This window comes from Pseudomonas chlororaphis subsp. chlororaphis, from assembly GCF_003945765.1.
GTDB classification, from domain to species: Bacteria; Pseudomonadota; Gammaproteobacteria; order Pseudomonadales; family Pseudomonadaceae; genus Aquipseudomonas; species Aquipseudomonas chlororaphis.
Window position 1 is genome coordinate 450824 of record NZ_CP027712.1, and the last position, 24712, is coordinate 475535.

The window sequence follows — 24712 nt, forward strand, 5'->3', positions numbered from 1 at the left end:
GGCGCAAAGCCCTGGCGAAGTAACAGCTCTCCCGCCTCTAGCCATAATCCCCGCGAAAAAATAATCGACGCTGAAACCCTTGATCCAAGGGCCTCTTCACCGGTTTCACGATTTTCTTGAGGGCTCATTCAACGAGTTGGCCGATCGATTGCATATGCTTGTATGTACAAGTAAAGACGTATGCGTATGAGTCACTGAAGACTCTTCGCAGCGTCCCCTGATTCGCTTGCTGCGCAGCGCCCTGCGCGCAGGCACGCTCGCCCACTGCCTGGGTTGGTTTGGATTGATCGCTGAGGAGTTTTTTCGTGACTGAGAATAAACCTACGAAATACCGGAACGTCGAAATTCGCGCTGCCCGCGGCAACAAGCTGACCGCCAAGAGCTGGCTGACAGAAGCGCCGCTGCGCATGTTGATGAACAACCTCGACCCGGAAGTCGCCGAGAACCCGAAAGAGCTGGTGGTTTACGGTGGCATCGGCCGCGCCGCGCGCAACTGGGAGTGCTACGACAAGATCGTCGAGAGCCTGACCAACCTGAATGACGACGAGACCCTGCTGGTGCAATCCGGCAAGCCGGTCGGCGTGTTCAAGACTCACAGCAACGCCCCGCGCGTGCTGATCGCTAACTCCAACCTGGTGCCGCACTGGGCCACCTGGGAACACTTCAACGAACTGGATGCCAAGGGCCTGGCCATGTACGGCCAGATGACCGCCGGCAGCTGGATCTACATCGGCAGCCAGGGCATCGTCCAGGGCACCTACGAAACCTTCGTCGAAGCCGGTCGCCAGCACTACAACGATGACCTCAAGGGCCGCTGGGTCCTGACCGCCGGCCTCGGCGGCATGGGTGGCGCCCAGCCTCTGGCCGCGACCCTGGCCGGCGCCTGCTCGCTGAACATCGAATGCCAGCAGACCAGCATCGATTTCCGCCTGAAGACTCGCTATGTCGACGAGCAGGCCAAAGACCTGGACGACGCCCTGGCGCGTATCGCCAAGTACACCGCCGAAGGCAAGGCGATCTCCATCGCCCTGTGCGGCAACGCGGCTGAAATCCTCCCGGAAATGGTCCGTCGCGGCGTGCGTCCGGACATGGTCACCGACCAGACCAGCGCCCACGACCCGCTCAACGGCTACCTGCCAGCCGGCTGGACCTGGGAGCAGTACCGCGAGCGCGCCAAGACCGAGCCGGCGGCGGTGGTCAAGGCGGCCAAGCAATCGATGGCCGTGCACGTCAAGGCCATGCTCGACTTCCAGAAGCAGGGCATCCCGACCTTCGACTACGGCAACAACATCCGTCAGATGGCCCAGGAAGAAGGCGTCGAGAACGCCTTCGACTTCCCAGGCTTCGTACCGGCCTATATCCGTCCGCTGTTCTGCCGCGGCATCGGTCCGTTCCGCTGGGCCGCGCTGTCGGGCGACCCGCAGGACATCTACAAGACCGACGCCAAGGTCAAGGAACTGATCCCGGACGACGCGCACCTGCACAACTGGCTGGACATGGCGCGCGAGCGCATCAGCTTCCAAGGCCTGCCGGCGCGTATCTGCTGGGTTGGCCTGGGCCTGCGCGCCAAGCTCGGCCTGGCGTTCAACGAAATGGTGCGCAGCGGCGAGCTGTCGGCGCCGATCGTGATCGGTCGCGACCACCTGGACTCCGGTTCGGTATCCAGCCCGAACCGCGAAACCGAATCGATGCAGGACGGTTCCGACGCCGTGTCCGACTGGCCGCTGCTCAACGCCCTGCTGAACACCGCCAGCGGCGCGACCTGGGTTTCCCTGCACCACGGCGGCGGCGTCGGCATGGGCTTCTCCCAGCACTCCGGGATGGTGATCGTCTGCGACGGTACCGACGAAGCGGCCGAGCGTATCGCCCGTGTGCTGCATAACGACCCGGGTACCGGTGTCATGCGTCACGCCGATGCCGGTTACCAGATCGCCATCGACTGCGCCAAGGAACAGGGTCTGAACCTGCCGATGATCACTGGCAAGTAAGCTCCCGGCGGATTGCCGCCAGGATTAGGGAAGAAGCCGTCGCACGCTGCAGTGCGGCGGCTCGGTCCATGTAGCAGTGCTTTGACATGACAAGAATCTCCCGGGAGAACAATAACGATGTCCACGGCCAGCGATAGCTCCAAACCCCTGATCGAACGGCGCTCGATCAACTACATCCCCGAGGCTGAACGCCACGGCAAGCTCTACAGCCAGTTCACCCTGTGGTTGGGGGCTAACCTGCAGATCACGGCCATTGTTACTGGCGCTCTGGCGGTGGTGCTGGGCGGTGATGTGTTCTGGTCGCTGATCGGCTTGCTCATCGGGCAACTGCTGGGCGGCGGTGTGATGGCGTTGCACGCGGCGCAAGGGCCCAAGCTCGGCCTGCCGCAGATGATCTCCAGTCGGGTTCAGTTCGGCGTCTATGGCGCGGCCATTCCGATCGTCCTGGTCTGCCTGATGTACCTGGGCTTCACCGCCACCGGCACGGTGCTTTCCGGCCAGGCGCTGGGCCAGCTGTTCGGGGTCAGCGACAGTGTCGGCATCCTGATCTTCGCCAGCGTCATCGTGCTGGTCACGGTGCTCGGCTACCGGGTGATCCATTTCATCGGTCGCGCCGCCAGCGTCATTGGCGTGATCGCTTTCGTTTATCTGTTCAGTCGCCTGATGAGTCAGACCGACATTGGCGCACTCCTGGAAATCCGCCACTTCAGCTGGAGCAGCTTCCTGCTCGCGGTGTCGCTCGCCGCGTCCTGGCAGATCGCCTTCGGCCCCTACGTGGCCGACTATTCGCGCTACCTGCCGAGCAAGACCTCTTCGGTGAAAACCTTCCTCGCCGCTGGCGCGGGCTCGGTGATCGGCGCGCAGGTGGCGATGATCCTCGGCGTGTTCGCCGCGGCCATGGCCGACGGGCAGTTCGCCGGTCACGAAGTGGCCTACATCGTCGGTCTGGGTGGCAGCGGTGCCACCGCCGCGCTGCTGTACTTCAGCATCGCCTTCGGCAAGGTCACCATCTCGACGCTGAACTCCTACGGCAGCTTCATGTGCATCGCCACCATCATCAGTGGCTTCCGTGGCCACCTGGAAGTGACGCGCTTGCAACGCCTGGTGTTCGTGCTGGTCATCGTCGGTACTGCGACCCTGATCGCCTTGCTCGGCCAGCACTCGTTCCTCGGTGCGTTCAAGTCTTTCATCCTCTTCCTGCTGGCCTTCTTCACCCCGTGGAGCGCGGTCAACCTGGTGGACTACTACTGCATCACCCGCGAGCACTATGACGTGCCGGCGCTGGCCGATCCGAACGGTCGCTACGGCCGCTGGAACATCCTCGGTATCAGCGTCTATGTGATCGGTGTGCTGGTGCAGCTGCCGTTCATCGCCACCAAGTTCTACACCGGCCCGCTGGTGGAAGCCCTGGGTGGCGTGGATATCTCCTGGATCGTCGGCCTGGTGGTTCCCGCGGCGCTGTATTACGTCTGCGCGAAGAAATGGCATGGCGCCGTACCCGATCGCCTGATCCTGCCGGTAGAGCAGGACTCGATCACAGAACAAAAGCTGAGTGGGGCAGGCCGCGCTACCGCGGTCTAGACCTGATTGGACGTGGACGGGCTGGATGCCTCTTGACTGCCGTAATCCATTTCAATGATTGGGAGCGTCACACAATGAAAATGAATAAGACCCTGCTGACCACTTTGCTTTCCATGGGCCTGCTGGCCAGCGCCGGCGCTACCCAGGCGGCCGGCTGGTGCGAGTCCGGCAAACCGGTGAAATTCGCCGGCCTGAACTGGGAAAGTGGCATGTTGCTGACCGACGTGCTGCAAGTGGTCCTGGAAAAAGGCTACGGCTGCAAGACCGACAGCCTGCCAGGCAACTCCATCACCATGGAGAACGCCCTGAGTAGCAATGACATCCAGGTTTTCGCCGAGGAATGGGTCGGTCGCAGCGAGGTCTGGAACAAGGCCGAGAAGGCCGGCAAGGTGGTCGGCGTCGGCGCCCCGGTGGTGGGCGCCATCGAAGGCTGGTACGTGCCGCGCTACGTGATCGAAGGCGATGCCAAGCGCAAGCTGGAAGCCAAGGCCCCGGACCTGAAGAGCATCGCCGATTTGGGCAAGTACGCCAGCGTATTCAAGGACCCGGAAGAGCCGAGCAAGGGCCGTTTCTATAACTGCCCGGCCGGCTGGACCTGCGAGCTGGACAACAGCGAGATGCTGAAAAGCTACGGCTTGGAAAGCAGCTACACCAACTTCCGCCCAGGCACCGGCCCGGCGCTGGATGCCGCGGTGCTGTCGAGCTACAAGCGTGGCGAACCGATCCTGTTCTACTACTGGTCGCCAACCCCGCTGATGGGCCAGGTCGACCTGGTGAAGCTGGAAGAAAAGCCGGGCGTGGACAAGAGCGTGACCATCAAGGTCGGCCTGTCCAAGACCTTCCACGAGGAAGCGCCTGAGCTGGTGGCCGTGCTGGAAAAGGTCAACCTGCCGATCGACCTGCTCAACCAGAATCTGGGCCGGATGGCGAAGGAACGTATCGAATCGCCGAAGCTGGCGAAAATTTTCCTCAAGGAACATCCTGAAGTCTGGCACGCATGGGTGAGCGACGACGCAGCCAAGAAAATCGACGCGGCCTTGTAGGTAGAGCCTTCCCGGCTGCCTGAGCGGTAGCCGGGAGCTTCACCACAACCCACTTGATCGAGAGTCTCTCTATGTTTCCTGAAAGCTTCACCTTTTCCATCGCCGACTGGGTCAACGGTTGGGTCGATTCGCTGGTGACCAACTACGGCGATGTATTCCGCCACATCTCCGATACCCTGCTGTGGGCCATCGTCAACCTCGAAGGCCTGCTGCGCCTGGCGCCCTGGTGGCTGATGCTGGCGATCGTCGGCGGCATCGCCTGGCATTCGACCCGCAAGCTGGTGACCACCGCGGTGATCGTCGGCCTGCTGTTCCTGGTGGGCGCGGTCGGCCTGTGGGACAAGCTGATGCAGACCCTGGCGCTGATGCTGGTGGCGACCTTCATTTCGGTGTTGATCGGCATTCCCCTGGGGATCCTCTCGGCGCGCAGCAATCGCCTGCGTTCGGTGCTGATGCCGCTCTTGGACATCATGCAGACCATGCCGAGCTTCGTGTACCTGATCCCGGTGCTGATGCTGTTCGGCCTGGGCAAGGTGCCGGCGATCTTCGCCACCGTGATCTACGCCGCGCCGCCGCTGATCCGCCTGACCGACCTGGGCATTCGCCAGGTCGACGGCGAAGTCATGGAGGCGATCAACGCCTTCGGCGCCAACCGCTGGCAGCAACTGTTCGGCGTGCAACTGCCGCTGGCCCTGCCGAGCATCATGGCCGGGATCAACCAGACCACCATGATGGCCCTGTCGATGGTGGTGATCGCCTCGATGATCGGTGCCCGTGGCCTGGGCGAAGACGTGCTGGTGGGCATCCAGACCCTCAACGTCGGCCGTGGCCTGGAAGCCGGCCTGGCGATCGTGATTCTGGCCGTGGTCATCGACCGTATTACCCAAGCCTATGGTCGTCCACGCCATGAGGTGAGCAAATGAACGATGCAATCGTGAGCAAGATCGAAGTCAAGAACGTCTTCAAGATTTTCGGCAACCGTTCGGCCGACGCGCTGAACATGATTCGCCAGAACAAGACCAAGGACCAGGTGCTGGCCGAGACCGGTTGCGTGGTCGGGGTCAACGACCTGTCGCTGAGCATCGGCACTGGCGAGATCTTCGTGATCATGGGCCTGTCCGGCTCCGGCAAGTCGACCCTGGTGCGCCACTTCAACCGCCTGATCGACCCGACCAGCGGCGCGATCCTGGTGGATGGCGTGGACATCCTGCAATACGACATGGAAGCCCTGCGCGAATTTCGCCGGCACAAGATCAGCATGGTGTTCCAGAGCTTCGGCCTGCTGCCACACAAGACCGTGCTGGAAAACACCGCCTACGGCCTCAAGGTGCGGGGCGAGAGCAAGGAAGTCTGCACCGAGCGCGCGCTGCACTGGATCAACACCGTGGGCCTCAAGGGCTACGAGAACAAGTACCCGCACCAGCTGTCCGGCGGCATGCGCCAGCGCGTCGGCCTGGCCCGCGCCCTGGCGGCGGACACCGACATCATCCTGATGGACGAGGCCTTCAGCGCCCTCGACCCGCTGATCCGCGCCGAGATGCAGGACCAGCTGCTGGAGCTGCAAAAGACCCTGCACAAGACCATCGTCTTCATTACCCACGACCTCGACGAGGCCGTGCGCATCGGCAACCGCATCGCGATCCTCAAGGATGGCCGGCTGATCCAGGTCGGCACGCCGAAAGAGATCCTGCATTCGCCGGCGGACGAGTATGTCGACCGTTTCGTGCAGCGACGCGCGGCGGTGGTTTAAAGGCTTGGGGCGGGCCTCTCCCCTGTAGGAGCGAGGCTTGCCCGCGAAGGCGGCGGTAAAGCTGCATCAATGTTCAGGTTGTACCCGTGAGGTCGAAGATGTCGCAGGCTGAAAAAATCGTTATCGCCGACGCCCCGCTGCGTTGGCAGGATGTGGTCGCCGTGGCCCGGCATGGCGCGCAGCTCGAGCTGTCGGCCCAGGCCTGGGCGCGTATCGAGAATGCCCAGGCCATTGTCCAGCGCATCGTCGTCAGCGGCGAACGCGCCTATGGCATCAACACCGGTCTTGGCGCGCTGTGCAACGTTTCGCTGCAGGACGAACAGCTCAGCCAGCTGTCGCGCAACACCCTGCTCAGCCATGCCTGTGGCGTGGGTGCGCCGCTGGCCGACGAGCAGACCCGGGCGATCATGTGCGCGGCTGTCGTCAACTACAGCCACGGCAAGTCCGGCCTGCATCGCCGCGTGGTCGAGGCGCTGCTGGCCCTGCTCAATCGCGGTATCACCCCGCAGGTACCGTCCCAGGGGTCGGTGGGTTACCTGACCCACATGGCCCATATCAGCATCGCCTTGCTCGGTGTCGGCCAGGTCAGCTACCGCGGGCAGGTCGTGTCGGCCGAGCAGGCGCTGGCGGCGGAAGGCCTGGAACCGGTGCAACTGGGGGCCAAGGACGGTCTGTGCCTGGTCAACGGTACGCCGTGCATGACCGGCCTGAGTTGCCTGGCCCTGGCCGATGCCACGCGCCTGCTGCAATGGGCCGACGTGATCGGCGCCATGAGCTTCGAGGCCCAGCGCGGGCAGATCGCCGCGTTCGACGTCGAGATCATCGCGCTCAAGCCGCACCCGGGCATGCAGCAGGTCGGCATCAACCTGCGCGCCTTGCTCGACGGCAGCGAAGTGATTGCCGCCAGCAAAGGCATCCGCACCCAGGATGCCCTGAGCATCCGTTCCATCCCGCAGGTTCACGGCGCCGCCCGCGATCAGCTGGCGCACGCGACGCAGCAGGTCGAAACCGAGCTCAACTCGGTCACCGATAACCCGATGGTGCTGGGCACTCCTGACAACTACCGGGTGATGTCCCAGGCCAACCCCCACGGCCAGTCGGTGGCTTTGGCGGCGGACCTGCTGGCGATCGCCATGGCCGAGATCGGCTCGATCGCCGAGCGCCGCCTGGACCGCCTGATCAACCCCCATGTCAGTGGTTTGCCGGCGTTCCTGGTGAGCAACCCCGGGGTCAACTCCGGGATGATGATCGTCCAGTACGTCGCTGCCTCGCTGTGCGCGGAAAACCGCCAGCTGGCGCAACCGGCGGTGCTCGACAACTACGTCACCTCCGGCCTGCAGGAAGACCACCTGAGCCTGGGCACCAACGCCGCGCTGAAGCTTTCCCGCGCGCTGGAAAACTGCACCCAGATCCTCGCCATCGAATACCTGCTGGCGGCCCAGGCCTTCGAATTTCTCAAGGAGCAGCGTTTCGGTGCCGGCACAGATGCGGCCTGGAAGCTCCTGCGCCAGCGGGTTCCGGCCTATGACCAGGACCGCTGGTTGGCCCCGGACATCGCCAGCGCGGCGGCGCTGCTCAAGGCTCCCGCCTTGCTGCAGGAGGTTTTACCGGGCGTGCGCTGAACCGCGCCCTGCAATAACAGGATTTTCCAAGACAACGGTTTCCACGAAAAACCAGCGTGCCAAGGCGCCACTCGCTCACAAACGGCGGGCTGCGACGGACAACGGAAGCTTCCGGAGCGACTGGTAGTTAATAACAAACTCTCAAAAGGAGCATAAATGTGACTGCGCTAAATCTGATTCCCGGCCAACTGACCCTGGCCCAACTGCGTGCCGTCTACCAACAGCCGGTAACCCTCAGCCTCGATAACAGCGCCTCGGCACAGATCGACGCCAGCGTCGCCTGTGTCGAGCAGATCCTTGTCGAGAACCGCACCGCCTACGGCATCAACACCGGTTTCGGCCTGCTGGCCTCGACCCGTATCGCCAGCGAAGACCTGGAAAACCTCCAGCGCTCCCTGGTGCTGTCCCATGCCGCCGGTGTCGGCGAGCCGATCAGCGACGCCTTGGTGCGCCTGGTTATGGTGCTCAAGGTCAACAGCCTGAGCCGTGGTTTCTCCGGTATCCGCCGCCAGGTGATCGACGCGCTGATCGCCCTGGTCAACGCCGAGGTCTACCCGCATATCCCGCTCAAGGGTTCGGTGGGCGCTTCCGGCGACCTCGCGCCGCTGGCCCATATGTCCCTGGTGCTGCTGGGTGAAGGCAAGGCCCGTTATAAAGGCCAATGGCTGGACGCCACCGAAGCCCTGAGCGTGGCCGGCCTCAAGCCGATGACCCTGGCGGCCAAGGAAGGCCTGGCGCTGCTCAACGGCACCCAGGTTTCCACCGCTTTTGCCCTGCGCGGCCTGTTCGAAGGCGAAGACCTGTTCGCCGGCGCCCTGGCCTGCGGCGGCCTGACCGTCGAGGCGGTGCTGGGCTCGCGTTCGCCGTTCGATGCGCGGATTCATGCCGCCCGTGGCCAGAAAGGCCAGATCGACGCCGCCGCGGCTTACCGCGACCTGCTGGGCGACAGCAGCGAAGTCTCCAAGTCGCACCAGAACTGCGACAAGGTGCAGGACCCGTACTCCCTGCGCTGCCAGCCACAGGTCATGGGCGCCTGCCTGACCCAGTTCCGCCAGGCCGCCGAGGTGCTGGTGGTCGAAGCCAACGCCGTGTCGGATAACCCACTGGTGTTCGCCGCCGAGGGCGATGTGATCTCCGGTGGCAACTTCCACGCCGAGCCGGTGGCCATGGCTGCCGACAACATGGCCCTGGCCATCGCCGAAATCGGCTCCCTGAGCGAGCGCCGCATCTCGCTGATGATGGACAAGCACATGTCCCAGCTGCCGCCGTTCCTGGTGGCCAATGGCGGGGTCAACTCCGGCTTCATGATCGCCCAGGTGACCGCCGCGGCCCTGGCCAGCGAAAACAAGGCGCTGGCCCATCCGCACTCGGTGGACAGCCTGCCTACTTCCGCCAACCAGGAAGACCATGTGTCCATGGCGCCCGCCGCTGGCAAGCGCCTGTGGGAAATGGCCGAAAACACCCGTGGCATCCTCGCCGTGGAATGGCTGGCGGCCTGCCAGGGCCTGGACCTGCGTGACGGCCTGAAGACCTCGACCAAGCTGGAAAAAGCCCGTGCCACCCTGCGTAGCAAAGTGCCGTTCTACGAGAAAGACCGCTTCTTCGCCCCGGACATCAATGCCGCGAGCGAACTGTTGGCGTCCCGTTGCCTGAACGAGCTGCTGCCGGCCAAGTTGCTGCCGAGCCTGTAACGACCATGCCCGTAGCCGCTGCTGAGGTACGAAGCTGCGAAGCGGTCCGCAGGACCGCCGTCGGGGGCTGCTGCGCAGCCCATAGCAGCCTCGTACCTCGGCAGCGGCTACAGGTGGTTCCGGTTTTCTCCGATAAAAATAATTAGGAACGAGAAATGCAACAGCAAGCTCAAGGATTGAAACGCGGGCTGTCCGCCCGACATATTCGCTTCATGGCGCTGGGGTCGGCGATCGGCACCGGGCTGTTCTATGGTTCTGCCTCGGCCATCCAGATGGCCGGTCCCGCGGTCCTCCTGGCCTACCTGATCGGTGGCGCCGCGGTGTTCATGGTGATGCGCGCGCTGGGCGAGATGGCCGTGCACAACCCGGTGTCCGGCTCGTTTGGCCACTACGCCAGCAATTACCTGGGACCACTGCCGGGCTTTATCCTCGGCTGGACCTATGCCTTTGAAATGATCATCGTCTGCCTGGCCGACGTCACGGCCTTCGGCATCTATATGGGCTTCTGGTTTCCGGAAGTGGCGCGCTGGGTCTGGGTGCTTGGCATCGTGTTCCTGATCGGCGGCCTCAACCTGTGCAACGTCAAGGTCTTCGGCGAAATGGAGTTCTGGCTGTCGCTGCTGAAAGTCGGCGCGATTGTCGCGATGATCCTCGCCGGCTTCGGCATCATGTTGTTCGGTATCGGTTCGGCCAGCAACGAGCAGGCCACCGGGGTGGCCAACCTCTGGGCCCACGGCGGCTTCATGCCCCACGGCATCGGCGGCCTGATCGCTTCGTTCGCGGTGGTGATGTTCGCTTTTGGCGGCATCGAGATCATCGGTATCACCGCCGGTGAAGCCAAGGACCCGCAGCGGGTCATCCCCAAGGCGATCAACGCGGTGCCGATGCGCATCCTGCTGTTCTATGTGCTGACCCTGTTCGTACTGATGGCCATCTATCCATGGCCGCAGATCGGCAGCCAGGGCAGCCCGTTCGTGCAGATCTTCGACAACCTGGGCATCGGCTCGGCGGCGACCATCCTCAATATCGTGGTGATCTCGGCGGCGGTGTCGGCGATCAACAGCGACATCTTCGGCGCCGGACGCATGATGTACGGCCTGGCCCAGCAAGGGCAGGCGCCAAAAGGCTTTGCCCAACTGTCGAAACACGGCGTGCCGTGGATGACCGTGGTGGTCATGGGCGCCGCGCTGCTGGGCGGTGTGCTGCTGAACTACCTGATTCCGGAAAACGTGTTCCTGCTGATTGCCTCGATCGCTACTTTCGCCACGGTCTGGGTCTGGCTGATGATCCTGGTCACCCAGGTGGCCATGCGTCGCTCGATGAGCGCCGAGCAGGTTGCCCAACTGAAATTCCCGGTGCCGTTCTGGCCCTGGGCGCCGGCAGCCGCCATCGTGTTCATGCTGTTCGTCTTCGGCGTGCTGGGTTATTTCCCGGAAACCCAGGCGGCGCTGGCGGTGGGGGCGGTGTGGATCGTGCTGCTGGTGATCGCTTATCTGTTGTGGGTCAAGCCGGCCGCCGGTCAGGCGGTCCAGGTGCATCGCGACCCTTCTTTGTCCCATCGATAACTAACGGAGTCCTCGGATGAAAACTCTCTGGCAACACTGTCACGTCGCAAGCATGGCGCAAGGTGCTTACTCGATCATCGAGGATGCCGCCATCGTGACGTCAGGAGCGCTCATAGAGTGGATCGGCCCGCGTGATCAGGTCCCGGCTGGTAACTATGCCGAGCTGCATGACCTGGCGGGGGCCTGGGTCACCCCGGGCCTGATCGACTGCCACACTCACACGGTATTCGGCGGCAACCGCAGCGGTGAATTCGAGCAACGCCTGCAAGGGGTGAGCTACGCCGAAATCGCCGCCGCCGGTGGCGGTATCGCCAGCACCGTGCGGGCCACCCGTGCGGCGAGCGAGGACGAACTGTTCGACAGCGCCCGCAAGCGCTTGAAAAGCCTGCTGCGCGACGGCGTGACCAGCGTCGAGATCAAGTCCGGCTACGGCCTGGACCTGGCCAGCGAACGCAAGATCCTGCGGGTGATCCGGCGCCTGGGCGCCGAGCTGCCGGTCAGTGTGCGCAGCACCTGCCTGGCGGCCCACGCCTTGCCGCCGGAATACGCCGAGCGTGCGGACGACTATATCGAGCACATCTGCGCCGAAATGCTCCCGGCCCTGGCGGCCGAGGGCCTGGTGGACGCGGTGGATGCGTTCTGCGAATACCTGGCGTTCTCGCCGGAGCAGGTGGAGCGGGTGTTCATCGCCGCGCACAAGCTTGGCCTGCCGGTGAAACTGCACGCCGAGCAGCTGTCGTCGTTGCATGGCTCCAGCCTGGCGGCGCGTTATCACGCGCTGTCGGCCGACCACCTGGAGTTCATGACCGAGGAGGACGCCATTGCCATGGCCGAGGCCGGCACCGTCGCCGTGCTGCTGCCGGGCGCGTTCTATTTCCTGCGCGAAACCCAGCTGCCGCCGATGGACGCGCTGCGCCAGCACGGGGTGAAGATCGCCGTGGCCAGCGACCTCAACCCCGGCACTTCGCCGGCGCTGTCCCTGCGCCTGATGCTGAACATGGCCTGCACCTGTTTCCGTATGACCCCGGAAGAAGCCCTGGCCGGTGTGACCCTGCATGCGGCCACCGCGCTGGGCATGGAGCAGACCCACGGTTCGCTGGAGGTCGGCAAGGTGGCAGACTTCGTCGCCTGGCAGATCGATCGTCCCGCCGACCTGGCCTACTGGCTGGGCGGTGACCTGGAAAAACGCGTCGTGCGCCACGGCGTTGAAGTGGATTTATAGGAGAAGGGTTGTGGATAAGGTTCTGAACTTCAAACAAGGCCGGGTGCCGCTGCTGATCAGCATGCCCCACGCTGGCCTGCGCCTGACACCGGCGGTCGAGGCCGGGCTGATCCCCGAGGCGCAAAGCCTGCCGGATACCGACTGGCACATTCCCCAGCTCTACGCGTTCGCCGAGGAACTGGGCGCCAGCACCCTGGCGGCCGAGTATTCGCGTTTCGTCATCGACCTCAATCGCCCATCCGACGACAAGCCTCTCTATGTCGGTGCCACCACCGGGTTGTACCCGGCCACGCTGTTCGATGGCGTGCCGCTGTTCCGTGAGGGGCTGGAGCCATCGAAGCAGGAACGGGCGACTTACCTGGAGAAGGTCTGGACGCCTTATCACGGCACTTTGCAGCAGGAGCTGGCACGGTTGAAGGCCGAGTTCGGCTATGCCCTGCTGTTCGATGCGCATTCGATCCGTTCGCTGATCCCGCATCTGTTCGAAGGCAAGCTGCCGGACTTCAACCTGGGCACCTTCAATGGCGCCAGCTGCGATGCCGAACTGGCCAGCCAGCTGGAAGCGATCTGCGCCCGCCATGCCGACTACAGCCATGTGCTCAACGGCCGTTTCAAGGGCGGCCATATCACCCGGCACTACGGCAACCCGGCCGAGAACATCCATGCCGTGCAGCTGGAGCTGGCGCAGAGCACCTACATGGAAGAGTTCGAGCCGTTCCGCTACCGCGACGATCTGGCGGCGCCGACCCAGGTGGTGCTCAAGCAGCTGCTGCAAGGGCTGCTGGCCTGGGGGCAGAAGCGTTACGGGCGCTGAAGCCGACAGGAAGCCCTGTAGCCGCTGCCGCAGGCTGCGATAAGACCGAAGGCCTTCGACGTCCTTCAGACCTTGCGCTCCCTTCGGGAGCGATCGCAGCCTGCGGCAGCGGCTACAGGAGCGAGTCTGTCCGCGGCAAGCCCTTCGACGACAACGCAAAACGCGCAAACAACCCTAATGTCTCCAAGGACATGCTCATTGCGTAATTCGGGTTTATGATGCCGGACGGCAGAATAATTGAAGTCCCCCCAGGGATGACCTCGACCCCTTACGGAGCGCGCAATGCAGACTTTGTACCCGCAGATCAAACCCTATGCCCGGCACGATCTGGCTGTCGACGAACCCCATGTACTGTATGTCGATGAGAGCGGATCCCCGGAAGGCTTGCCGGTGGTGTTCATCCACGGTGGCCCGGGAGCCGGGTGCGATGCCCAGAGTCGCCGTTACTTCGACCCGAACCTGTACCGCATCATCACCTTCGACCAGCGTGGTTGCGGGCGCTCCACCCCGCACGCCAGCCTGGAAAACAACACCACCTGGGACCTGGTCGCCGACCTCGAGCGGATCCGCCTGCACCTGGGCATCGAAAAATGGGTGGTGTTCGGCGGCTCCTGGGGTTCGACCCTGGCCCTGGCTTATGCGCAAACCCATCCTGAACGTGTTCATGGCCTGATTCTGCGTGGGATCTTCCTGTGCCGTCCGCAGGAAATCGAATGGTTCTACCAGGCCGGTGCCAGCCGTCTGTTCCCCGACTACTGGCAGGACTACGTGGCACCTATCCCGCTGGACGAGCGCGACGACCTGCTCAGCGCCTTCCACAAGCGTCTCGTCGGCAACGACCAGATCGCCCAGATGCATGCGGCCAAGGCCTGGTCGATCTGGGAAGGGCGGACCGCGACCCTGCGGCCGAACCCGCTGGTGGTCGATCGTTTCTCCGAGCCGCAGCGCGCGCTGTCGATTGCCCGGATCGAATGCCACTACTTCACCAACCATGCGTTCCTCGAGCCGAACCAGCTGATTCGCGACATGGGCAAGATCGCCCACCTGCCGGGCGTGATCGTGCATGGTCGCTACGACGTGATCTGCCCGCTGGACAATGCCTGGGAATTGCACCAGGCCTGGCCGAACAGCGAGCTGCAGGTGATCCGCGATGCCGGTCACGCTGCTTCCGAACCGGGCATCACCGATGCGCTGGTGCGTGCCGCTGATCAGATGGCCCGGCGCCTGCTCGACCTGCCGCCCGAAGAAGCATGAAGGGGCTGTTGCAGCGCGTGCGCGGCGCGCGGGTCGAAGTGGCGGGGGAAATCGTCGGGGCGGTGGACCAGGGTTTGCTGGTGCTGGTGGCGGTGGAGCCCGAGGACACTCGGGCCAGTGCCGACAAACTGCTGCACAAGCTGCTTAACTATCGGGTATTCAGTGATGCCGAGGGCAAGATGAACCTGTCCCTGGCCGATGTGGACGGCGGTTTGCTGCTGGTCTCGCAGTTCACCCTGGCCGCGGACACCAAGAACGGCCTGCGCCCGAGCTTTTCCACGGCGGCACCGCCGGCCCGCGGTGAAGAACTTTTTGATTATCTGTTATGCAAGGCGCAACAGTTGCATGGCAAAGTAGCATCAGGGCGCTTCGGGGCGGATATGCAGGTCCATCTGGTCAATGATGGCCCGGTAACCTTCCTGTTACAGACCTGAAAGTGCTTGAAACATCTTTTTCGGCCGGAACCGGCCGAAAATAGGCGTTTTTCGCGATAAATACTTGGTCGCCCCTGATGCGTTGTAACGCGGGCTACTAGATAATCGCGCGCTACGGGGATCAGCGTTCGTTGGTCCGTTTTTGACTTAGGTAGAGACTTGTTCGGGACCGTTTGGGGAATCATTTAGCCCCATCGGAGTCGGAACAATGCTCGCCAACCTGGCATATAGATAGCTGGCCGTTGGTTTTTTGATCTGTTTTCGGCGAGGGTTGCTCGTGATTGTTAGTCCCTGTAATGCACCAAAATTGTCTGCCAAACGGTTACGAAACGCACTGGTGACGGGCTCTGCACTGCTTTGCCTGCTTAGCGCCGGCCAACTCTGGGCATTCAATCTGGATGATGTATCGGCCAAGGCTAAGGATCTGGCCGGGCAGAAGTACGAGGCTCCGCGCAGTAACCTGCCGAACGAATTTCGTGAGATGAAGTTCGCGGACTATCAGAAAATCCGCTTCCTGCCTGAAAAGGCCGAGTGGGCCAAGCAGAAAACCCCATTCAAGCTGTCCTTCTATCATCAGGGCATGCATTTCGACACGCCGGTGAAAATCAACGAAATCACCACGAACACCGTCGAAGAGATCAAATACGACTCGACTCGCTTCGACTTCGGCGACCTCAAGTTCGATCCCAAGGCCACCGAGCAGCTCGGTTATGCGGGCTTTCGCGTGCTGTACCCGATCAACAAGGCGGACAAGCAGGACGAAATCATGACCATGCTCGGCGCGAGCTACTTCCGCGTCGTCGGCAAGGGGCACGTCTATGGTCTGTCGGCCCGTGGCCTGGCCATCGACACCGCGCTGCCGTCCGGTGAGGAATTCCCGCGCTTTACCGAATTCTGGATCCAGCAACCCAAGCCGACCGACAAGCACCTGGTGATCTTCGCCCTGCTGGACTCGCCGCGCGCCACCGGCGCCTATCGCCTGACCCTGCGTCCGGGCAGCGACACCATCGTCGACGTCAAGGCCCGGATGTTCCTGCGTGACAAGGTCGGCAAGCTGGGCATCGCCCCGCTGACCAGCATGTTCCTGTTCGGCGCCAACCAGCCGTCGAAAGTCCTCAACTACCGTCGCGAGCTGCACGATTCCAGCGGCCTGTCGATCCATGCCGGCAACGGCGAGTGGATCTGGCGTCCGCTGAACAACCCGAAACACCTGGCCGTGAGCAACTTCTCGGTGGAAAACCCGCGTGGTTTCGGTCTGCTGCAGCGTGGCCGCGACTTCAGCCACTACGAAGACCTCGACGACCGCTACGACAAGCGTCCAAGCGCCTGGATCGAGCCGAAGGGCGACTGGGGCAAAGGCACCGTCGACCTGGTAGAGATCCCGACCGCGGACGAAACCAACGACAACATCGTGGCGTTCTGGAGCCCGGAAAAGCAGCCTGAGCCAGGCCAGCCGTTCGATTTCGCCTATCGCCTGCACTGGACCATGGACGAAGCTTCCCTGCATTCGCCGGACAGCTCCTGGGTCGAGCAGACCCTGCGCTCCACCGGTGACGTCAAGCAATCCAACCTGATCCGCCAACCGGACGGCAGCGTGGCCTACCTGGTGGACTTCGAAGGTCCATCCCTGGCGGCATTGCCGGAAGACACCGAGGTGCGCAGCCAGGTCAGCGTCGGCGACAACGCCGAGCTGGTGGAAAACAGCGTGCGCTACAACCCTGAAACCAAGGGCTGGCGCCTGACCCTGCGGATGAAGATCAAGGACCCGAGCAAATCCACCGAGATGCGCGCGGCCCTGGTCAAGAACGCCACCCCTGTCGAGCCGGCCAAGGCCGTGTCGCCAGCCTCCAGCGCCTCCATTGCCAAGGCCGACAAAGTCGCCGCCAAGCAGCAGGAGAAGAAAGAGGCGGATGCCAAGCAAGCCGACGCCAAACCGGCCAAGGACGCCAAGAACCACAAAGACGCCAAGCAGCCTGCGGCTGCCGAGGCGGCCCCAGCCACACCGGAATCTGTCCCGACCGAGCAAGTCCTGACCGAGACCTGGAGCTACCAGTTGCCTGCCGATGAGTAACGCTCAAGTACAGCCAGAGACTCTTGCCGAGTATCTGGCGCACCTGCCAATGACCGATGAGCAGCGCGCGGAACTCGCGGGCTGCAAGTCCTTCAGTGAACTGCACGAACGCCTGTCGTCGTCGACGTTCGACGCGCCCGCCGATGCCGCCCAGGCCTCGGTGGGCCACCGGCTGACCCTGGGTTCCGCCGAGGAACTGATCGATGCCGAGATGCTGGCGCTCGACGCCAGCGGTCGCGTGTGCCTCAAGGCCACGCCGCCGATCCGTCGGACCAAGGTGGTTCCCGAGCCATGGCGCACCAATATCCTGGTGCGTGGCTGGCGGCGCCTGACCGGTCGGACCAATCCGCCGCAGCCACCGAAAGATCAGAACGTGCTGCCGGCCGCCCGCTGGCGCACCGTCGGTTCGATCCGTCGCTACATCCTGTTGCTGCTGATGCTTGGCCAGACCATCGTCGCCGGCTGGTACATGAAAGGCATCATGCCGTACCAGGGCTGGTCGTTCGTCGACCTGGAAGAAGTCATGCATCAGCCATTGATGCAGACCGCCACCCAGGTACTGCCGTATGCCCTGCAGACCAGCATCCTGATCATGTTCGGCATTCTGTTCTGCTGGGTCTCGGCCGGTTTCTGGACCGCGCTGATGGGCTTCCTCGAGCTGCTCACCGGGCATGACAAATACCGCATTTCCGGCAAAAGCGCCGGTAACGAGCCGATCCCCAAGGATGCCCGTACCGCGCTGGTCATGCCGATCTGCAACGAAGACGTGCCGCGGGTATTCGCCGGCTTGCGGGCGACCTTCGAGTCGGTCGCGGCCACTGGTGACCTGGACCGCTTCGACTTCTTCGTGCTCAGCGACAGTAACGAGACCGATATCTGCGTGGCCGAGCAACAGGCCTGGCTGGACGTCTGCCGCGAAACCAAGGGGTTCGGCAAGATCTTCTATCGCCGTCGCCGCCGTCGGGTGAAGCGCAAGAGCGGTAACCTCGACGACTTCTGCCGCCGTTGGGGTGGCGACTACAAGTACATGGTGGTGCTCGACGCCGACAGCGTGATGAGCGGCGAATGCCTGACCAGCCTGGTGCGCCTGATGGAAGCCACGCCGGACGCCGGGATCATCCAGACCGCGCCGAAAGCCTCGGGCATGGACACCCTGTATGCGCGCATGCAGCAGTTCGCCACCCGCGTCTACGGCCCGCTGTTCACCGCCGGCCTGCACTTCTGGCAGCTGGGCGAATCCCACTACTGGGGCCATAACGCGATCATCCGCATGAAGCCGTTCATCGAGCACTGCGCCCTGGCGCCGTTGCCCGGTAAAGGCGCCTTCGCCGGTGCGATCCTGTCCCACGACTTCGTCGAAGCGGCGCTGATGCGTCGCGCCGGCTGGGGCGTGTGGATTGCCTACGATCTGCCGGGCAGCTATGAAGAGCTGCCGCCGAACCTGCTGGACGAGCTCAAGCGCGACCGGCGCTGGTGCCACGGCAACCTGATGAACTTCCGCCTGTTCCTGGTCAAGGGCATGCACCCGGTGCACCGTGCGGTGTTCCTCACCGGGGTGATGTCCTACCTGTCGGCGCCGTTGTGGTTCTTCTTCCTGGTGCTGTCGACGGCGCTGCTGGCGGTCAACACGCTGATGGAACCGCAGTACTTCCTGGAGCCGCGCCAGCTGTATCCGCTGTGGCCGCAATGGCATCCGGACAAGGCGATCGCGCTGTTCTCGACCACTATCGTGCTGCTGTTCCTGCCGAAGCTGTTGAGCATCATCCTGATCTGGGCCAAGGGCGCGAAAGAGTTCGGCGGCAAGTTCAAGGTGACCCTGTCGATGCTGCTGGAGATGCTGTTCTCCATGCTGCTGGCGCCGGTGCGGATGATCTTCCACACCCGTTTCGTGCTGGCCGCGTTCCTGGGCTGGGCCGCGACCTGGAACTCGCCACAACGTGACGACGACTCTACGCCGTGGAGCGAAGCGGTGCGCCGCCATGGTCCGCAGACCCTGCTGGGCTTCTGCTGGGCGCTGCTGGTGATCTGGCTGAACCCGAGCTTCCTCTGGTGGCTGGTGCCGATCGTCGGTTCGCTGATGCTGTCGATCCCGGTGTCGGTGATTTCCAGCCGCGTCGGCCTGGGCCTGAAGTCCCGTGACGAAAGCCTGTTCCTGATCCCCGAGGAATACGCGCCGCCCCAGGAACTGCTGTCCACCGACCAGTACACCCATGAAAACCGTTGGCATGCGCTGAACGACGGTTTCATCCGGGCAGTGGTCGATCCGCAGCAGAACGCCCTGGCCTGTGCCCTGGCGACGTCTCGGCACGGCCTGGCCGAGCCGATCGAGTGGCTGCGTATCGAACGTGTCCGCCATGCCCTGAAAGCCGGGCCGGCGGCGCTGAACAACGGCGAGCGCCTGGCGCTGCTGAGCGATCCGGTGGCCCTGGCCCGCCTGCACGAGCAGGTCTGGAGCGAAGGCCACGCCGACTGGCTGAGCGCCTGGCGGCAATCGGTGGATGAAGATCCTCATGCACCGTTGTTGCCGTTGCGACCGCCAACGACAATCGCCCAACCGGCCTGATGACAACGCCCTTGAGAGTGCTCTCAAGGGCGTTGTTGTTTGTGGCGTCCGTTTTTTGTCGTCCGCTCTGTAACAACAAATCCTGGTCAAGCCCTTGTGCAAATAGGCGGGTGAGTTAGCATCGCACCCCGAATTGCCGCGAGCGGGCCCATGGTGTCCGTATCTGCCGGTTTTCCAAGGGAAAACCGGCCGCGGGTTCACCTCACAATAAAATGGGTTCAGGGGACTTGAAGATGAAGAAGTATCTCTCGATGCTGCTGCTCGGCGTCACGGCAATGCTGGCGGTCAATGCAGCCCAGGCTGGCGCCATCGATGATGCGGTCAAGCGCGGCACGCTGAAAGTCGGCATGGACCCGACCTACATGCCGTTCGAGATGACCAACAAGCGCGGCGAGATCATCGGTTTCGAGGTCGACATCCTCAAGGCCATGACCAAGGCCATGGGCGTCAAGCTGGAGCTGGTTTCCACCGGCTACGACGGCATCATCCCGGCCCTGCTGACCGACAAGTTCGACATGATCGGCAGCGGCATGACCCTGACCCAGGAACGCAACCTGCGCCTGAACTTCAGCGAACCCTTCATCGTGGTCGGCCAGACCCTGCTGATCCGCAAGGAGCTGGAAGGCACCATCAAGTCCTATAAAGACCTGAACAGCGCCGACTACCGCATCACCTCCAAGCTGGGCACCACCGGCGAAATGGTCGCCAAGAAGCTGATTGCCAAGGCCAAGTACCACGGCTACGACAACGAGCAGGAAGCCGTGCTCGACGTGGTCAACGGCAAGGCCGACGCCTTCATCTACGACGCCCCGTACAACGTGGTGGCGCTGAGCAAGGTCGGCAACGGCAAGCTTACGTTCCTCGACAAGCCGTTCACCTACGAGCCCCTGGCGTTCGGCCTGAAGAAGGGTGACTACGACAGCCTCAACTTCATCAACAACTTCCTGCACCAGATCCACGAAGACGGCACCTACGATCGCATCCATGACAAGTGGTTCAAGAGCACCGAGTGGCTCAAGGACATGGAGTAACACTCGGTCAGACAGACCGAGTCGCCCCCATTCGCGGGCAAGCCTCGCTCCTACGGATTCATGCAATCCCTGTAGGAGCGAGCCGGCTCGCGATGGCGTCCTGATCGGCAATACCGAACCTCCCCGCTGCAAACGGCTGGAACCTGCAAAGTGATCAAACATAAAAAAGCCCAATGGCCCTGGCACGTACTGACCGTGCTGGTGCTGGTCGGCCTGGCCGGCGCGTTGTACTACGCCACCTCGCTGATGTCCTACGAGTGGCGCTGGAACCGCGTACCACAGTACTTCGCCTACCAGGCCGAGGAATCGCAGCGGGCGGCGGACATCTCCACCGTCAGCGAGCTGGTGCGCAAAGGCGGCAAGGCCGAAGTCACGCTGCGCAACGACGCGGGCGACGAGCAACAGCTGACGGTCGACGAGAACAGCCTGCAAGTTGCCCGTGGCGACGATGTGGCCGAAGGCGATGTGATCGGCGTGACCCGTCACTGGGCGGCCGGACCGCTGCTGCTGGGCCTGTGGACCACCTTGTGGCTGTCGGTGGTGTCCGGGGTGCTGGGGCTGTTCATCGGCCTGGCGACCGGGCTTTGCCGACTGTCGAACAACCCGACCCTGCGCGATCTGTCGACCCTCTATGTCGAACTGGTACGCGGCACGCCGCTGCTGGTGCAGATCTTCATTTTCTATTTCTTCATCGGCACGGTGCTGAACCTGTCCCGCGAGTTCGCCGGGATCGCTGCGCTCTCGTTGTTCACCGGTGCCTATGTGGCGGAAATCGTCCGCGCCGGCGTGCAGTCGATCGCTCGCGGCCAGAATGAGGCGGCCCGCTCCCTGGGCCTGAACGCCAGCCAGTCGATGCGCCATGTGGTGCTGCCGCAGGCTTTCAAGCGCGTGCTGCCGCCGCTGGCCGGGCAGTTCATCAGCCTGGTGAAGGACACCTCGCTGGTATCGGTGATCGCCATCACCGAGCTGCTCAAGAGCGGACGTGAAGTCATCACCACCTCGTTCTCGCCGTTCGAGATCCTGTTCTGCGTGGCGGCCCTGTACCTGTTGATCAACCTGCCGCTGTCGAAGATGGCCAGCCGGCTTGAGCGGAGGCTCGCGCAAAGTGATTGAAGTTCGCGATCTGGTAAAAGTCTTCGACACCCGGGGCCAGGTGGTCCGCGCGGTGGATAACGTCACCACCCGCGTGGCCAAGGGCGAAGTGCTGGTGGTGATCGGTCCGTCCGGCTCCGGCAAATCGACCTTCCTGCGTTGCCTCAACGGCCTGGAGCAGTTCGATTCCGGCTCGGTGAGCATCGACGGCCTGCAACTGGCCGACCCGAAGACCGATGTGAATGCCTATCGCCGCGAAGTCGGCATGGTGTTCCAGCACTTCAACCTGTTCCCGCACATGACCGTGCTGGAAAACCTCTGCCTGGCGCAGAAGGTGGTGCGCAAGCGCGGCAAGCAGGAGCGCGAGGCCAAGGCCCTGGCGTTGCTGGAGAAGGTCGGTATCGCGCAGAAGGCTAACGAATTCCCATCGCGGCTCTCTGGCGGCCAGCAGCAGCGCGTGGCCATCGCCCGGGCGCTGGCCATGGAACCCAAGGTCATGCTGTTCGACGAGCCGACTTCGGCGCTGGACCCGGAAATGGTCGGCGAAGTGCTGGATGTGATGAAGACCCTGGCCCTGGAAGGCATGACCATGGTCTGCGTGACCCACGAAATGGGCTTCGCCCGGGAGGTGGCGGATCGGGTGCTGTTCTTCGATCACGGCAAACTGCTGGAAGACGCCTCGCCAACGGCGTTCTTCGATGCACCCAAAGACCCGCGGGCCCAGGCGTTTTTGCGTCAGGTCCTGTAACCCACCCCGATACCCTGCTTGGCAATACGCCCTGTAGCCGCTGCCGAAGGCTGCGATAAGGTCCGCAGGACCTTGGTTCCCGATCTCAGGCCGAACATCTGAGGGCCTTGAGATCGCTGCGCCCCTTCGGGGCGATCGCAGCCTCGCGGGCTCGGCAGCGGCTACAGGGATCGCCGTCGCCCTGGCTCAAACCCGGAAGCGCCCGACCAGGGTCTGCAGATGGGTCCCCAGGCGCGCCAGTTCGACGCTGGAGGCCGCTGTCTCTTCACTGGCTGCCGAGGTCTGCTCGGACACGTCGCGCACGTTCAGCACGCTTCTGTTGATTTCCTCGGCCACCGCGCTCTGCTGTTCGGCCGCGGCGGCGATCTGCTGGTTCATCGCCTGGATCGCCGAGACGGTACGGGTGATGTTTTCCAGCGAGCCACCGGCACGGCGGGTCAGTTCGACGCTGCTGTCGGTCAGGCTGCGGCTGTTGTCCATGATGTTGGCCACTTCCTGGGTGCCGTTCTGCAGGCCGACGATCAGCTCCTCGATCTCCTCGGTGGACTTCTGGGTGCGCTGCGCCAGGCTGCGTACCTCGTCGGCGACCACGGCGAAACCGCGACCGGCCTCGCCCGCGCGGGCGGCTTCGATGGCGGCGTTGAGGGCCAGCAGGTTGGTCTGCTGGGCGACCGACTTGATCACGTCGAGCACGCTGCCGATCTTGTCGCTTTCCTGCTTCAGGTGGCCCATGGCCGCGGTGGAGTTGCCGACCTCTGCGGCCAGGCGCTCGATCTGTGCGATGGCCTCGCCGACCACCTTGTCGCCCTCGCGGGCCTGCTGATCGGCGGCGACCGCGGCTTCCGAAGCTTCTTCGGCGTTGCGCGCGACTTCCTGGACCGTGGCGGCCATTTCATTCATGGCGGTGGCGACCTGGTCGGTCTCGACTTTCTGGCTGTTGACCCCGGCGCTGGTCTGTTCGGTCACCGCCGACAGCTGCTCGGCGGCGCTGGCAATCTGGGTGACGCCATCGCTGATGCCGCCGATCAGCTCGCGCAGGCTCAGGGTCATGCGTTGCATGGCCCGTTGCAGCTGGCCGAGCTCGTCGCGCCGCTCGACCTGCAGGTTCTCGCTGAGATCACCCGAGGCGACACGCTCGACCACTTTGAGGGTCTGGCGCAGCGGGATGACGATCTGCCGGGTGATGCTCCAGGCGGCGACCAGGCCGAACAGCAGGGCCAGCGCGGTGACGATGGCCAGGGTGCTTCTGGCCTTTGCGGCGTCGCTGTCGCGTTTGTGGGTTTGTGCGGCGGTCAGCTGCTTGCTGACTTCCATCAGGCGGTCGCCCTGGGCCGCCATGCGTTTGAGGGCGGCGGCGCTGGCCACCTGGGAATCGCGGAAGTCGCTGACCGCCGAGCGATAGCCTTTCAGGGCGTCGGTGGCCTGTTGCAGGTTGGCCAGGTGCTGTTCCGGCAGCTTGGCCGGCAGGCTGGCGAGGTTGTTCAGGGCGTTGTCGATGGCGTCCAGCGCCGGCTGTTCGGCCTCGGCCTTGCCGCTGTAGGTGTAGCCGCGGACCTGGAAACGCGCCTGCTGGATCAGCTTGCTCAGGTCGATGACGCTGTTGAATTGCGCCACGCTGTCGCCCTGCAGCATGGATTTCTCCACTTCGGCCACCCGGGCCACGGCGTTATCGGCGGTGGCGCCCAGTTTGGCGCGGGCGGCTTCACGGCTGGCGGTGGCGCGGGTCATGTCGGCGAAGGCCAGCTTGTACTCGCTGACGGCGGCGATCTGCTGGTCGATCATGGCGATGCTTTCAGGCATTTCCAGCATCTTGCGTGCGCGTTGCAAGCCGTCGTCGAGCTTGGTCAGCAGCTCGCTGACCGGCCCCGGGCCTTGTTCGCCACGGCGCATTTCATAGTCCAGGCGCGCGTTGCGCAGGTCCTTGGTCAGCTCGTTGAGGCTGGAGATGTAGCCCAGCTTGTCGCCGCGCTCGATCACATTGCCCAGGCCCAGCCAACCGGTCGCGGTGATCAACAGGGTCAGTAGCAGCACCAGGCCGAAGCCAACGCCGAGTTTGAGGTTGACGCTCACATTTCCCAGACTCTGGGCTAACCAACGGTACATGCCGCGAACTCCCTTGGGCTATTAATAGGTTTTGTACCAAGGCTATCGGCTGCGTCAGATTAATCTGAAGCATCCGTGCAACAGCAGCGAGGCTTGCCGGCGATGGTGCCGTGTCAGGCACAGCGCTATCGCGGGTAAGC

The 24712-nt window shown here is 63.5% G+C and carries 18 protein-coding genes and 1 pseudogene; 17 read left to right on the plus strand and 2 right to left on the minus strand.

Annotated features, from left to right (window positions below; genetic code table 11):
- Positions 1 to 305 precede the first annotated feature (305 nt).
- The 17 genes from hutU to C4K27_RS02090 all read left to right on the plus strand — a co-directional run bounded on the left by hutU (position 306) and on the right by C4K27_RS02090 (position 22469).
- Complete coding sequence (gene hutU, locus C4K27_RS02010; RefSeq protein ID WP_007925917.1) at positions 306 to 1988, plus strand: urocanate hydratase; 1683 nt, start codon at positions 306 to 308, stop codon at positions 1986 to 1988.
- Between the two features lie 117 nt (positions 1989 to 2105).
- Positions 2106 to 3569 carry a purine-cytosine permease family protein gene (locus tag C4K27_RS02015; protein ID WP_053259332.1) on the plus strand — a complete coding sequence of 488 codons (1464 nt, stop codon included), beginning with the start codon at positions 2106 to 2108 and terminating at the stop codon, positions 3567 to 3569.
- A gap of 74 nt (positions 3570 to 3643) precedes the next feature.
- Positions 3644 to 4612, plus strand: coding sequence for an ABC transporter substrate-binding protein (locus C4K27_RS02020; RefSeq protein WP_053259333.1), 969 nt, complete (start codon positions 3644 to 3646; stop codon positions 4610 to 4612).
- A gap of 71 nt (positions 4613 to 4683) precedes the next feature.
- Entirely contained in the window at positions 4684 to 5535 is an 852-nt protein-coding gene (locus tag C4K27_RS02025; protein ID WP_009046564.1) for an ABC transporter permease, read from the plus strand.
- Positions 5532 to 6362 carry a quaternary amine ABC transporter ATP-binding protein gene (locus tag C4K27_RS02030; RefSeq protein ID WP_007925912.1) on the plus strand — a complete coding sequence of 277 codons (831 nt, stop codon included), beginning with the start codon at positions 5532 to 5534 and terminating at the stop codon, positions 6360 to 6362. Before C4K27_RS02025 ends, C4K27_RS02030 begins: the two co-directional genes overlap by 4 nt.
- 98 nt (positions 6363 to 6460) lie before the next feature.
- Entirely contained in the window at positions 6461 to 7984 is a 1524-nt protein-coding gene (hutH, locus tag C4K27_RS02035) for a histidine ammonia-lyase (protein WP_053259334.1), read from the plus strand.
- A 158-nt stretch (positions 7985 to 8142) separates the two neighbouring features.
- Positions 8143 to 9675 (plus strand): histidine ammonia-lyase, encoded by a 1533-nt coding sequence (hutH, locus tag C4K27_RS02040; RefSeq protein WP_053259335.1) that lies wholly within the window; start codon positions 8143 to 8145, stop codon positions 9673 to 9675.
- Positions 9676 to 9830: 155 nt separating this feature from the next.
- A complete protein-coding gene (locus tag C4K27_RS02045; protein WP_053259336.1) occupies positions 9831 to 11240 on the plus strand; it encodes an amino acid permease in 1410 nt (469 codons plus the stop codon).
- A 16-nt stretch (positions 11241 to 11256) separates the two neighbouring features.
- Positions 11257 to 12462 carry an imidazolonepropionase gene (gene hutI / locus C4K27_RS02050; protein ID WP_053259337.1) on the plus strand — a complete coding sequence of 402 codons (1206 nt, stop codon included), beginning with the start codon at positions 11257 to 11259 and terminating at the stop codon, positions 12460 to 12462.
- Between the two features lie 10 nt (positions 12463 to 12472).
- Positions 12473 to 13276 (plus strand): N-formylglutamate deformylase, encoded by an 804-nt coding sequence (gene hutG, locus C4K27_RS02055; protein WP_007925902.1) that lies wholly within the window; start codon positions 12473 to 12475, stop codon positions 13274 to 13276.
- A gap of 282 nt (positions 13277 to 13558) precedes the next feature.
- Positions 13559 to 14530 (plus strand): prolyl aminopeptidase, encoded by a 972-nt coding sequence (gene pip / locus C4K27_RS02060; RefSeq protein WP_007925901.1) that lies wholly within the window; start codon positions 13559 to 13561, stop codon positions 14528 to 14530.
- Positions 14527 to 14964, plus strand: coding sequence for a D-aminoacyl-tRNA deacylase (gene dtd, locus C4K27_RS02065; RefSeq protein ID WP_053259338.1), 438 nt, complete (start codon positions 14527 to 14529; stop codon positions 14962 to 14964). The genes pip and dtd overlap by 4 nt, the downstream gene beginning before the upstream one ends.
- Positions 14965 to 15241: 277 nt before the next feature.
- Entirely contained in the window at positions 15242 to 17035 is a 1794-nt protein-coding gene (locus tag C4K27_RS02070; RefSeq protein ID WP_007925899.1) for a glucan biosynthesis protein G, read from the plus strand.
- Positions 17028 to 19598, plus strand: a complete 2571-nt coding sequence (gene mdoH, locus C4K27_RS02075; protein WP_053259339.1) for a glucans biosynthesis glucosyltransferase MdoH — start codon at positions 17028 to 17030, stop codon at positions 19596 to 19598. Before C4K27_RS02070 ends, mdoH begins: the two co-directional genes overlap by 8 nt.
- A 233-nt stretch (positions 19599 to 19831) precedes the next feature.
- Positions 19832 to 20629, plus strand: a complete 798-nt coding sequence (locus C4K27_RS02080) for a transporter substrate-binding domain-containing protein (protein WP_053259340.1) — start codon at positions 19832 to 19834, stop codon at positions 20627 to 20629.
- Positions 20630 to 20782: 153 nt separating this feature from the next.
- Positions 20783 to 21742, plus strand: coding sequence for an amino acid ABC transporter permease (locus tag C4K27_RS02085; RefSeq protein ID WP_394325632.1), 960 nt, complete (start codon positions 20783 to 20785; stop codon positions 21740 to 21742).
- A complete protein-coding gene (locus tag C4K27_RS02090; RefSeq protein WP_053259342.1) occupies positions 21735 to 22469 on the plus strand; it encodes an amino acid ABC transporter ATP-binding protein in 735 nt (244 codons plus the stop codon). The genes C4K27_RS02085 and C4K27_RS02090 overlap by 8 nt, the downstream gene beginning before the upstream one ends.
- Before the next feature lie 186 nt (positions 22470 to 22655).
- Here the strand turns inward: C4K27_RS02090 and C4K27_RS31665 are convergent, their stop codons facing one another.
- A complete protein-coding gene (locus C4K27_RS31665; protein ID WP_370686808.1) occupies positions 22656 to 23528 on the minus strand; it encodes a methyl-accepting chemotaxis protein in 873 nt (290 codons plus the stop codon).
- Positions 23511 to 24572: pseudogene (locus C4K27_RS31670) on the minus strand (methyl-accepting chemotaxis protein); the annotation flags it as partial. The gene C4K27_RS31665 and the pseudogene C4K27_RS31670, both read right to left, overlap by 18 nt.
- Positions 24573 to 24712 lie beyond the last annotated feature (140 nt).

Bases quoted from the DNA above. Each gene is read 5' to 3' on its own strand.
- pip (WP_007925901.1), top strand. From the start codon at position 13,559: ATGCAGACTTTGTACCCGCAGATCAAACCCTATGCCCGGCACGATCTG.
- dtd (WP_053259338.1), top strand. From the start codon at position 14,527: ATGAAGGGGCTGTTGCAGCGCGTGCGCGGCGCGCGGGTCGAAGTGGCG.
- C4K27_RS02045 (WP_053259336.1), top strand. From the start codon at position 9,831: ATGCAACAGCAAGCTCAAGGATTGAAACGCGGGCTGTCCGCCCGACAT.
- C4K27_RS02080 (WP_053259340.1), top strand. From the start codon at position 19,832: ATGAAGAAGTATCTCTCGATGCTGCTGCTCGGCGTCACGGCAATGCTG.
- hutH (WP_053259334.1), top strand. From the start codon at position 6,461: ATGTCGCAGGCTGAAAAAATCGTTATCGCCGACGCCCCGCTGCGTTGG.
- C4K27_RS02025 (WP_009046564.1), top strand. From the start codon at position 4,684: ATGTTTCCTGAAAGCTTCACCTTTTCCATCGCCGACTGGGTCAACGGT.
- hutI (WP_053259337.1), top strand. From the start codon at position 11,257: ATGAAAACTCTCTGGCAACACTGTCACGTCGCAAGCATGGCGCAAGGT.
- C4K27_RS02020 (WP_053259333.1), top strand. From the start codon at position 3,644: ATGAAAATGAATAAGACCCTGCTGACCACTTTGCTTTCCATGGGCCTG.
- C4K27_RS02015 (WP_053259332.1), top strand. From the start codon at position 2,106: ATGTCCACGGCCAGCGATAGCTCCAAACCCCTGATCGAACGGCGCTCG.
- C4K27_RS02030 (WP_007925912.1), top strand. From the start codon at position 5,532: ATGAACGATGCAATCGTGAGCAAGATCGAAGTCAAGAACGTCTTCAAG.
- mdoH (WP_053259339.1), top strand. From the start codon at position 17,028: ATGAGTAACGCTCAAGTACAGCCAGAGACTCTTGCCGAGTATCTGGCG.
- C4K27_RS31665 (WP_370686808.1), bottom strand. From the start codon at position 23,528: ATGCAACGCATGACCCTGAGCCTGCGCGAGCTGATCGGCGGCATCAGC.